The organism is Flavobacteriales bacterium (assembly GCA_020635855.1).
In the GTDB taxonomy this organism is placed as follows: domain Bacteria; phylum Bacteroidota; class Bacteroidia; order JACJYZ01; family JACJYZ01; genus JACJYZ01.
Map to the genome: position 1 here is coordinate 64,969 of JACJYZ010000003.1, position 10,472 is coordinate 75,440.

At 49.0% G+C, this 10,472-nt stretch carries 10 protein-coding genes and 1 tRNA gene; 1 reads left to right on the forward strand and 10 read right to left on the reverse strand.

Translation table 11 applies throughout. The features are described from left to right. Nucleotides 1–282: 282 nt before the first annotated feature. From H6585_08570 to H6585_08590, 5 genes are all read right to left on the reverse strand, one after another. Complete coding sequence (locus tag H6585_08570) at nucleotides 283–903, reverse strand: FMN-binding negative transcriptional regulator (GenBank protein MCB9448383.1); 621 nt, start codon at nucleotides 901–903, stop codon at nucleotides 283–285. A gap of 112 nt (nucleotides 904–1,015) precedes the next feature. Further along, a complete protein-coding gene (locus tag H6585_08575) occupies nucleotides 1,016–1,366 on the reverse strand; it encodes a DUF2200 domain-containing protein (GenBank protein MCB9448384.1) in 351 nt (116 codons plus the stop codon). 124 nt (nucleotides 1,367–1,490) lie between these two features. Beyond that, on the reverse strand, nucleotides 1,491–3,023 hold the full coding sequence (locus H6585_08580) for a T9SS type A sorting domain-containing protein (protein ID MCB9448385.1): 1,533 nt from the start codon (nucleotides 3,021–3,023) through the stop codon (nucleotides 1,491–1,493). Between the two features lie 201 nt (nucleotides 3,024–3,224). Further along, nucleotides 3,225–3,602: a DUF2007 domain-containing protein gene (locus H6585_08585; GenBank protein MCB9448386.1), complete on the reverse strand. Its 378-nt coding sequence runs from the start codon at nucleotides 3,600–3,602 to the stop codon at nucleotides 3,225–3,227. Further along, nucleotides 3,603–4,025 (reverse strand): VOC family protein, encoded by a 423-nt coding sequence (locus H6585_08590; GenBank protein MCB9448387.1) that lies wholly within the window; start codon nucleotides 4,023–4,025, stop codon nucleotides 3,603–3,605. A 303-nt stretch (nucleotides 4,026–4,328) separates the two neighbouring features. On the opposite strand from H6585_08590, the gene dcm reads away from it, so the two are divergent. After that, complete coding sequence (gene dcm / locus H6585_08595; protein ID MCB9448388.1) at nucleotides 4,329–5,612, forward strand: DNA (cytosine-5-)-methyltransferase; 1,284 nt, start codon at nucleotides 4,329–4,331, stop codon at nucleotides 5,610–5,612. On the opposite strand, the gene vsr is transcribed toward dcm, so the two are convergent. From vsr to H6585_08620, 5 genes are all read right to left on the reverse strand, one after another. After that, nucleotides 5,590–6,006, reverse strand: a complete 417-nt coding sequence (gene vsr / locus H6585_08600) for a DNA mismatch endonuclease Vsr (GenBank protein ID MCB9448389.1) — start codon at nucleotides 6,004–6,006, stop codon at nucleotides 5,590–5,592. The two genes, dcm and vsr, sit on opposite strands and share 23 nt — an antisense overlap. After that, nucleotides 6,006–7,217 carry a restriction endonuclease gene (locus H6585_08605; GenBank protein MCB9448390.1) on the reverse strand — a complete coding sequence of 404 codons (1,212 nt, stop codon included), beginning with the start codon at nucleotides 7,215–7,217 and terminating at the stop codon, nucleotides 6,006–6,008. The genes vsr and H6585_08605 overlap by 1 nt, the downstream gene beginning before the upstream one ends. A gap of 495 nt (nucleotides 7,218–7,712) precedes the next feature. After that, nucleotides 7,713–7,785 (reverse strand) — tRNA-Met (locus tag H6585_08610). 193 nt (nucleotides 7,786–7,978) lie between these two features. Beyond that, on the reverse strand, nucleotides 7,979–9,784 hold the full coding sequence (locus H6585_08615) for a hypothetical protein (protein MCB9448391.1): 1,806 nt from the start codon (nucleotides 9,782–9,784) through the stop codon (nucleotides 7,979–7,981). After that, nucleotides 9,781–10,380, reverse strand: coding sequence for a sigma-70 family RNA polymerase sigma factor (locus tag H6585_08620; protein ID MCB9448392.1), 600 nt, complete (start codon nucleotides 10,378–10,380; stop codon nucleotides 9,781–9,783). The genes H6585_08615 and H6585_08620 overlap by 4 nt, the downstream gene beginning before the upstream one ends. Between the last annotated feature and the right edge of the window lie 92 nt (nucleotides 10,381–10,472).

Here is a 10,472-nt window from a genome sequence, read left to right on the forward strand (position 1 = left end):
AGGCGGATGGATGCGACCGGTTCGGACACACGCCACCCATTTCCACAGCGCCAGTTCCAATTTCCACAGCGCCAGTTCCAATAAGATACAAAATGTTAACAGAAGTTTAATTTGGGGTGGCCGAAAAATGAAGGGCGGATATGCCAACGTCGCGGAATGCCCGTTGGGGCATCAAATTCACCCGATGGGGTTTTCGTATCACCCGATGATTTTTTTGCTGTATGCTGTATGCTGTTGCCGTATGCTTGCCCGCCGTAGCCTTGGCGAAGGAGGGCTGTATGCTCACTTCCTTCTCTTCTCCATTTCCTCCGCGATCACCCTCCCTGCCTCATCCTGTTGTTTCAGCATGGAGATGATGTGTTCATAGCTTTCGGGGTCACGATCCTGGCTCAGCTTGAACACCGTGTCCAGTTTGGTGATCTCGATTTCGAACGCCACGATGGCTTTCAGCAGCTTTTGTCTGTAGTCGGCGGGCAGGTTGCTGTACACGGTGGGGGATTGTTCGTTGCCACCTTCGAAGTGCAGCGAGGTGAGTTGGAGCACTTCTTCCAATGCGGTCTCATCCAGGAAGCGGATGGTTCCGCCGGCGTGTACGCTCATGTAGTTCCAGGTGGAAGGGGTGTGCGGGTTGCTGTACCACGAACCGCTCACATAGGTGTGATGCCCTGAAAAAACAACCAGCACGTGGGGGTTGTTCGTGAAAGCCAGGTGGTGATCGGTTTTTTTCATCATGTGTCCACGGAGGATTTGTCGCCCGTTGTGTGTTTCGATGAACATGGGGATCTGCGTGGCGATGGGCCGGTTGTTGGCATCGCACCCCGAGATGTAGGCAAATGGGTACCTGGCGATGAAGTCAACAACGACTTTGGGGTCGTTTTCTTTGTGGTAAGGCAGGTTATACATAATCAGGCGCCGGGTTAGCAACGGCATGCCCAAGATAGCACATTGCCTGTTCAAAGGCCGGATGCATACGGTTTGTTACTCTTGCAGTATGCTGTATGCTCTTGCAGTATGCTTATTCCCTCAGAATCTTCTCCATCTTCCTTCCTTTCGCCAGTTCATCCACCAGCTTATCCATGTACCGGATCTTTTGCATGAGCGGCTCTTCGATCTCTTCCACGCGATAGCCGCAGATCACACCGGTGATTTTGGACGCGTTGGGGTTCATGCGGGGTGCTTGTGCGAAGAAATCCTCGAAGTTGGTTTTGTTGAGGATCTGTTGTTGGAGGGACGTGGCGTCGTACCCGGTGAGCCAGCAGATGACGGTATCCACTTCTTCCTTGGTGCGTCCTTTCCGCTCCGCTTTGTTCACGTAATGCGGGTACACGCTGGCAAAGGACATTTTAAAGACGCGTTCGTTGTTCATGACTATTTCTTTATAAGGCCAGGTTCAAGAGATACCGGTGCACGAAATATAGGGAAGTTCCCACAAAAAAGGCGACCGATATTCGATCGCCTTTTTGATTTGGAAAGTAAGAGATGTGGTTCGCCTAGCGATTCAGAATCAGGCGTTGCACCTTCTCTTCTCCTGTGAGTGTTTTAACCTTGATCAGGTACAGGCCTTGTTTCATGCCCGTCAGATCCAAGGTTGATTGCCGGCCGTTCAGATCAAGTTGCTTGACGATCTTCCCTGTGATATCCATCACTTGTACTTGTGCCATTTGGTCATCACCGGTCAGTTCCATGTTGAAGATACCGGATGAAGGATTGGGATGAACATTCAGCTGAACAGCACTTTCAGCTGTGCTGATGCCGTCTGTTTTGCCTGAAGCATCCAGGTCCAGTGACAGGTCCCATGTACGCAGTTGCAATTGCTCGTCTGCATTGGTATATGCCGTAACAAAATACTGATCATACAGAATGGAGCTGGTTGACAATTGACAGGTACGTAACTGTTTGGCATATTCTCCGGATAACAATAGGTTTCCGGCAAGGTCAACCGAACTGGAATTGGTGTTGTAAACACTGATCCTTATACCTTTTAGCCATTCTCTGTCTACCGTCACAAACCGGCCGTTGGAACCTGAGCCTTGCGCGATCACCGCATTATCCGGGGCGGGAGCTCCTTCAAGATCGGAATAGAGTTCTCCGGAATCAGCTTGCCTGAGCACCGAACCTGATGAGTAAACATTCCAGCGGATGGATTTCAGTTTTCCGTTGCTCTGACGAACAGTTGTCATGACTGCCAGTTGGTTGAGACGTGTAACGCTCACCGAGCTTATCGAATAAGCGCCATTTACATAAACGACAGTAGGTGTTCCGGAACTGCTGATGGTCACGCCCAAAACAACCAGGTTTGATGTGGCATCATCCCCGTAGCAAACAACCATTTTTGAAGGATTCACAGCAACACCGGTCAAGCTATATCCCACGTTATTAGCTGCGAAGGAAGTTTGCCCTACCTGCTGCAGATTGCCAGAGCTGGTCACGTCGTACACCGTGATATCAAGGTCAAACCCTGTTGATGATTTCGATAGAACGGCAAAGCGATCATCATCCACTTTCAGAATATTATATTCTTTTTTGGCACCGAAGGAGATGCTTCCCCTGCGAATGATGTATCCGGCAGAGCTGATATCCCATACTTCAATGAGTTTGTTGTTGTATGTGGTTGACCACGTCCCGCTTATTGTAACAATCCGCGACTCGGACAGTACAGCGGCTTTGACCACTTCAATTTCAGGACCAGGGGAGGTTTGCGTATCCCACAGGCTGATGTTTGTTGCTCCTGTGGTGATGTTCCAGGTTGACAGGGAGAGCTTGTTGTTAACGTTTCGGTAGGGCGTAACTACCCGTTCGGAATTGAGGCGCAACACGTCAAGCTGTTTCCCATATGCATAAATGTTATCTTCTGTTGTACTTACAATGCCGCCAAGTGCACTTCCCTTCGGGTTGATGTTTACATCCTGTGCGTAGGTGGTGGCCATTGCCATTGCGGAGATGGTCACTGCCAACAGAAAGCGTTTGTTCAGGCATTCCTCAACCCTACTGGCGGGCCTGGAGTTTTTGTAAAATAGTTTCATGGTGGTGTGTGTTGGTTTGTGTGGGTATTCGATGAATATCGCGGCCCATCAAAACTACCGTGAACAGGTGCTTCTTCGCGCCACAAATGTATGAACCGGTGGTTTGGATTCATCAGTGGCATGTGAGGGTTATTCTGGAGGTGGGTGTTGAAAAGCCGCATGCGGCAGGTGCCTTCCACCATACCATCAAACGGAGTGGGGTTAAATGGCAAAACGCAGCACGCCCAGCAGAAGCAAAACACCGATGGATACAAGTATCATCAGGCGCAGTTCCACACGCAGGTTTTTCAGAAGCGGGAGTTGTGATGTAGCATCATCGAGCCAGGACAGGCTGTTGTATGGCTGCAGGTCTTCTTCTGTCAGGTAGCCGCCTTCTTTCAGAATGTCAACGGCCTTTTGCAGGTTCGTTTGCTTTACCTGAAGTTTCACCCCGCCGATGGCCTGGGAATACATGGGGTTGACTTGTGCAGTCAGCTCGTCCAGCGTACGGCATTCAATTCCTTCGGCCTCGAGCAACATCCGTGGCATGACAAGTTCCGTCGGGTAGTTGACAGTAATGATGGTGATGAAGCGGTTCAACTATTCAGGATCAAAAGCCACCATCCATTCAATGCCGTACTTGTCCCTGAACATACCAAAACAGGAACCGCCGGGGCTTTCTTCCATGGGTATTTCAACCTGTCCGCCTGCCGAAAGTCCGTTGAATAATCGGACGGCTTCTTCTTTGCTTTCCGCGGTGATGGAAATTTTGCTTCGGTTTTCGTTTTCATTCGTTCGCCCCATCATTTCCGGAACATCATTGGCCAACAAAAAGTTTTTTCCAATGGGCAAGGCAATGTGCATGATCTTGTTTGCCTCATGTTCCGGTACCTGGAATTCCGGACCTGCCAGGTCTTTGAACCGGACGATTTTCGCGAACGCTCCGCCGAAAACGGATTGGTAAAAGGTAAATGCTTCCTCGGTATTTCCATTGAAGTTAATGTGGGGATTGATCTGTGCCATTGTGTTTGTTGGTTGTTGATGTAATACCAATTCTTGAGTGGTGCCGGTCGGTAAGCGGCGCTGTGGAATGACTACCAGCTCGCGTAAGTGCGCATTGCGGTCATGCGTATACGTTTGCTCTTACCGAATCTTGCCCCTCAATTTCGTTGAAAATGTAAGTAAAAAAGCGGAAAGGGATATGGGAATTTTATGATTTGGTTTAGTGGTGATGAGGTTCTGGCCCGTACCATTGTTCTGATGTTAATAAGTATTTGATTCCACCATGGATTTACGCTCTCCGAAATTCTATTTTTGTTCGGAGAGATGGGAGCGAAATACTCGGACATACGCAGGAAGCTCAACCTTCCTGAACTTAACGGAACCCCCAACGGTTCTGCTTACCTTACGCATTACTGGCAGGGAAATAATGAACGTATCAGGAGTTATTTCAAGGACGAAGCCCTGGAATATCTGGAGACAATTGTGGAAGACCCGGCGTTCAATTACGAACTGCCGCTTGAATATGACGTTCCGTTTCCTCCTCCAGCACGACCTTCCTTTACATTCATCGACCTGTTCGCGGGGATAGGTGGGTTTCGTATTGCATTTCAGGAAATGAACGGTAAATGTGTATTCAGTTCGGAATGGGATAAGTACTCTCAAAAAACCTATGAAGCCAACTTTGGTGAAATACCGTTCGGTGACATCACCAAAATTGACGAGAACAAGATACCAGAGCACGACATCCTTTGCGGTGGTTTTCCCTGTCAGCCGTTCAGTATTGCCGGGGTATCCAAAAAGAACAGCCTGGGCCGGAAGCATGGATTCGAGGACGAAACCCAAGGAACTTTATTCTTCGACATCAAGCGTATTATTAAGTCCCGGAAACCAAAGGCATTTCTCCTGGAGAATGTAAAGAACCTTCGGGCGCACGATAAAGGCAGAACCTTCGAAGTAATTGAACGGAATCTGAGAAATCTGGGGTACATGGTATTCAGTCAGGTGCTGGATGCGAAATACTACGTTCCTCAGCATAGAGAACGAATCTTTATAGTAGGTTTCAGCAAGGAACATTTCCCCAAAAACCTCGTGTATAAGTTCCCGGAGCGGCCTGCTGAGCAGCCGCTATTCAAAGAAATTCTTGAACGAAATCCCAGTGAGAAGTACACACTGTCTGATCATTTGTGGAACTATCTCCAGGATTACGCAGCTAAACACAAGGCAAAAGGAAACGGATTCGGATTCGGACTGACTGACCTTAATGGTGTTGCCCGGACTTTGAGCGCCCGGTATCACAAAGATGGTTCAGAAATCCTGATCCCACAGAGAAACGGAAGTAACCCTCGTAGGCTGACTCCGGAAGAATGCAAAAGGTTGATGGGATACCCGGATCAGTTCAGAATCCACGATACAGGCGTTTCGGATACACAGCTTTACCGGCAGTTTGGAAATTCAGTCGTTGTACCGGTAGTACATGCTGTTGCTGCAAGCATACTGGATGTTTTCCGTCAATATGAAAGACAGGAGGAACGCCAGAAGCAAAGGGAAGCTCTACTGAATGGTAGGCCGTCAACGACACAGGCCATCAGCGCACGATCTTCTGAATAAGCTTTTTGAGGGTAATATCTCTTTTCTTCTTCATCAGATCACATTCCCACACGGTAATGATTTTCCAACCACTTCTTTTTAGCTGAGTGCAGCTTTCAGCGTCCTTGGCCTTGTTGCGGTTGATTTTGTCCAGCCACCACTGGGTACGAGTCTTCGGAACAACAAAGTACCTGCACCCGTCATGACCATGCCAGAAACAGCCATGAATAAAGATTACTGTGTTGTGTTTTTTCAGGATGATATCAGGCTTTCCAGGCAGGAGCTTATCGTGTAACCGGTAACGGAAACCGTTTGCATGAAGAAACCGGCGTACGAGCATTTCGGGTTTTGTGTCCTTGCCCCTGATCCGGCTCATGTTGTATGAGCGTACTTCAGGTTCATGAACATCAGTCATCAGATTTGTTGTTGTTTTTCCCGAACTACATCAATAAAATCAGAAAGTGTTATCAGGTGCGCACGTTGTTCTTCGGTGTACGTTTCCATAAGTGGTTGCGGAAGCACAAGCTGTAGATTTTGGGCAATCATTTCATCCGTTTGGTTTCTGCTTATAGCAGGTTCCAGTGTAATCAGATGTTTGTTGTTAATCCGGTCAGCTTCAGCCAAAACCTGCCGCCACCGTTCTTTTGCAGAAGTTTTTACGCCAAGCATGGTCAGCAACTGCGCAGTAAAATCTGCATTGTGATAATGGTCTATACCGGGAAAAAGAAAATCAGGCTTATTATTCCGTTCTGTTTTTGCACCCTTTGCATATTGAATTCCACTGGCATCAAAGATATGCGCCAAATGATTCTCAAAAGCAAAACCTGCTCTTGATTTTCTTCTATTCTGAACGCTTAAAGAGAAGGAAATAAATTCATCCACATCGGTTCCCTGTGCACCGAAACCCTGTTGCAATTTTTTGGCCACTATGTGCTTTTCGAGCGTTTTAAAAAGCAGTTCTTCCCGTTCTAGCCAAGCCATCAGGGTATCGTCAGGTTCTTCAATAGGAGATACGTCTGTTAGTGTCGAGCGTGCATAAGCAGAAAACTGGGCAGTTGTTGGGAAGCCCACACCAAACAAGTTTATTAGCTGTTCAAGAAAATCGGGCGCAGTGTCAGGCACTTCAAAGCCCAGTGATGTAATAATGTATTGCCCTGCGAAGTTCAGTTGTGTATCTGCTCCGGTAAAGTCACGAATAACAAATTTTGAACCCGCTTCCTCAAGACCGAAAAGCCATAGTAGCTGCTGCTCGGATGTGGAACCTTGCGGGGCAACAATTACTGCCAGTTTGTTTTCACCGGTTTGTCCAATTACGACCAGGTCACCGGCAACCGCTATATCAATGACTGGATTAGTAGAATAGTAAAGTCGATATTCGGTTCTTGAGGGGTGATTCTCTCGGGCATCGTACCATGTTAGTGTTCCGGATTCTTTAATAATTTGTTCTTCGTCATCAGTCAGGTAAATAAAATGTCCCTGAAAGTTGATTCTCTCTGAACCGAAGATTTCCCTAAACCCGGATATACCATTGAATTCATGTTGATTGGAAACATCCGGAGCTACTTCAACATCACTAAGTCTTTTTGCTCCGATTCCAGTGAAATATTGTGATAATGGACTTGGCATAATTGATTACAAATGTACTTTTTCAAACGAATAAATTCTAATTGTCTGCAGATAGAGGAGCAAGCGATTTTGCAGGTTTACCGGAGGTCATGCAGAAATTGCTTCCCACAAAACTTACACGATTTCACCCTTCAATTACCCTGAAAATGTAAGCTAAAAAACCGGAAAACGACAAAAGAAAACACCCTCACTTTCCCTCCGTTCTGAAAAAACGGCACTCCCAAAAATCAGCATACGGCATACAGCAACAGCATACAGGGTAAAACAACCAGTGCAGGAAGGCTTACGCAACGCACTGTATGCTCTTGCCCTTGCTCTTGCTCATTCCAGGATTGCTCCCTCCGGTCGCGGACCTCAAAGGGGGAGCTTTACAAGCAAACCCCAACCCTTGCTGCGCCGGGTTGTTTTTTTGTTTTCAAGCCTTGCTTACAAGCAAGCTTGACGCAGGCCTTGAAAACAAAAAACCCAAACCTGAAAAAGGTTTGGGTTTCCTAGTAGCGGGGACAGGACTCGAACCTGTGACCTTCGGGTTATGAGCCCGACGAGCTACCAACTGCTCCACCCCGCAATGTATTTTAAACAGATCAGCGAGCTATCAACTGCTCCACTTTTACCCGCCGTAGCCTTGGCGAAGGTGGGCCCGCATCTGTATTCAAGATCTTAAGAACGAATCCTTACCGGATGATACTTCGAGAAAACTGTTTTCCGAAGTGGGTGCAAAGTAACACAAAATTAAAGACACGTCAAAATACACAACGCATTTAGAGCGGTGTACGCCCGGCATTGACGGAACGGCGCAGGTTTGAGGTGAACTCACCGAAGTCGGTTTGGATGATGCCTTTCTGACGGAGCTTCTTCATGATCTCTTCCGGCGTGCCCACGTCCGTAATACGGCATTGGTTCCGCGGATTTGCGGTGGAGAGGTTTCTTATGTCATGCGCATCTACCAGCCCGAGGCGTCCGTCATTCATCACCAGCACCACGATGGATGGATACACCTTGGTCAGTTTCATGCGATGCACGTCATTGGGCACCACGCCCCTCGGGAAAAGGTACAGTGTGTACGATTTGCGGATGGGCAGTTCATCGTTTCCGGGAGATACGTATTGTGTCACGTATTCTTCCTGTCCTTTCAATACCTGGTCGCAATTCCACAGTCCCAACCGGTCGGCGGAAAACGTTCTGCGTACCAGGTAGTCGGTCTCAAGGGCGGTGCCCCTGTTCTTTTCACTCAGGATCTCTGCCACATTCGGTCCGGGTACAATGCCTGCCTTGGCGCCCTTGTAATCGCGGTAGAGGTCCCCACAGGTTTTGTCGGCATAGGGTCCATCCAGCGAGGGGAACAAACGCACCGATACCTGGCTGGCAATCTCGCTCCTGGATGAATCCGGTTCCAGGCCGTTGTTCTTTTTCAGGAAAACCAGGGTGAGGTAATCCGTGGGGACGGACACATCATAGGTCACCTCCACATAGTCCCAGAACCGGTAGATGTAGTTGCCACCTTTGAAATCATTGGCCAGCAGAGATTCGAAGAATTCCAGGTCCTGTCCGGGTTCCTGCACCGATTGGTCGTAATGCCATGCCAGTCCGCGCAGCGCAGCAAAACCCCGGTTGCGCCATTCGATGTTGGTGAAGGTGAAGTCGTAGGATTTTCCCGCTTTGGAATGCCCCTTCTTTTTGAACCGTTTGATCACGGGTTTGTAGTTCACCAGGTTCTGCACGCCGATCCCCAGGGCCGAATCCGCTTCCAGAGGAGTGATGGTACTTGCCGTTGCGGCATCCGTCCGCACATCTCCGCGTTCATTCGTCCGGTCGGAGGTTTTGGTTGTCACCGGTTCTTCGGTGTTTTCAAATACCGTTACGTTGTCTTTGCCTTCAAGCGTCCACAGGCTGCGCTGCTCATCGAGGTGGTACAGGTTGAATGCGGTTTCGCTTTGATCCGATACCATGTCCACTTCAATGGCTTTTCCAGGTAGCATCTGCAAGGGGTTGTCATTCATGTCGAATGCGCGGATCTCCATCATGCCCGCTGATACCAGGGACATCCGCTCACCCAGGGTGTCGTACTCCATGGGTACACCACCGGCAAACACCGATAGGGCATCGTGGAATTCACGGTACTTTAAAACCACCTTGCCGTCATAGACGCGGGATGAAGCATCCAGGAACGCACCTGCAGGAATGTGCAATACCGTGCCCGTGCTGTGTGTGATCTCTGCGCCTTTGCTTGCCTCCAGGGTATAGGAACCGAACGGCACGTCCCATGCTGAAACGGGTGGCTTGAGACAGGCCGGAATGCTTTCGGCAGAGGAGTCAACCATGGCAACTACCGCCTTATCTGTAGGCAGGGTTTCAGGTGTACGATGCATTTGGGTGATCAGCAAAACGACCCCTGCGCTCAGCGCCAATCCGCCCAACACAACTTTGGCCAGGGATGAAAGGCCTTTTCCTTTCGGGGTGCCTGCTTGACCCTGGGCCATGGTCCGGTTCACCAGCGAATCAAAATTCATGGTTGAATCCACATCCGCTTTGCCCGGCATTTTTCTGTTCCTGATGATTTTATTCATGACGGTTGTTTCGTTGTTAGTTTGGCGCATTCTTTCCGTATGCGCTGCAGGATCCGTTGCATTTTCATTTTCACTGCGGCTTCGGTGGTTCCCAGGATATCTGCTATTTCTTTGAAGGGACGTTCCTCGAAGTACCGCATCTCAATCAGCCACGTGGCTTCCCCATTCAGGCTTTTGATGATCTGAAGCATGGCATACATCCTGTCATCTGCTTCTGACCCCGCTTCTGCAGCCAGGGTCACCAACCGGCTGTCGTCGTCAATGCTGATGATGCGGTGCCGGCTCTTCTTCCTGAAATTTGTATTCATTTCGTTCAGGGCGATCCTGTACAGCCATGCGGAGAATGGTAGTCCGCGGTCCTTGTATTGGTGGATCCGGGTCATCGCTTTATAAAACACTTCCGCCGTTACATCGGTGGCTGTTTCCATGGCATCGCAGCGACGAAACACAAACCGGAAGATGGCATCGTAGTATTTTCTGTAAAGGGGCTCAAAGTTCCGGATGTCTTCACGCGCGGCGGCAACAAGGTGGCTTTCAGCTTCGATGTCGACAGCGGTCATGTGGTATTTGGCAGTGAGCGTCATGGTGGCTTTCATGTTACCCTAATGTCGCAGGAAGAAAAAGGTAACGCTGAAGGCAAAATACCGGTATAAGTCCGGTATTTTATCTGGCACACCGGATTTTTATG

What these genes read in the sequence shown, in the direction of transcription:
- H6585_08615 (MCB9448391.1), bottom strand. Translation starts at nt 9,784, where the DNA reads ATGAATAAAATCATCAGGAACAGAAAAATGCCGGGCAAAGCGGATGTG.
- H6585_08605 (MCB9448390.1), bottom strand. Translation starts at nt 7,217, where the DNA reads ATGCCAAGTCCATTATCACAATATTTCACTGGAATCGGAGCAAAAAGA.
- H6585_08580 (MCB9448385.1), bottom strand. Translation starts at nt 3,023, where the DNA reads ATGAAACTATTTTACAAAAACTCCAGGCCCGCCAGTAGGGTTGAGGAA.
- vsr (MCB9448389.1), bottom strand. Translation starts at nt 6,006, where the DNA reads ATGACTGATGTTCATGAACCTGAAGTACGCTCATACAACATGAGCCGG.
- H6585_08590 (MCB9448387.1), bottom strand. Translation starts at nt 4,025, where the DNA reads ATGGCACAGATCAATCCCCACATTAACTTCAATGGAAATACCGAGGAA.
- dcm (MCB9448388.1), top strand. Translation starts at nt 4,329, where the DNA reads ATGGGAGCGAAATACTCGGACATACGCAGGAAGCTCAACCTTCCTGAA.
- H6585_08570 (MCB9448383.1), bottom strand. Translation starts at nt 903, where the DNA reads ATGTATAACCTGCCTTACCACAAAGAAAACGACCCCAAAGTCGTTGTT.
- H6585_08575 (MCB9448384.1), bottom strand. Translation starts at nt 1,366, where the DNA reads ATGAACAACGAACGCGTCTTTAAAATGTCCTTTGCCAGCGTGTACCCG.
- H6585_08620 (MCB9448392.1), bottom strand. Translation starts at nt 10,380, where the DNA reads ATGAAAGCCACCATGACGCTCACTGCCAAATACCACATGACCGCTGTC.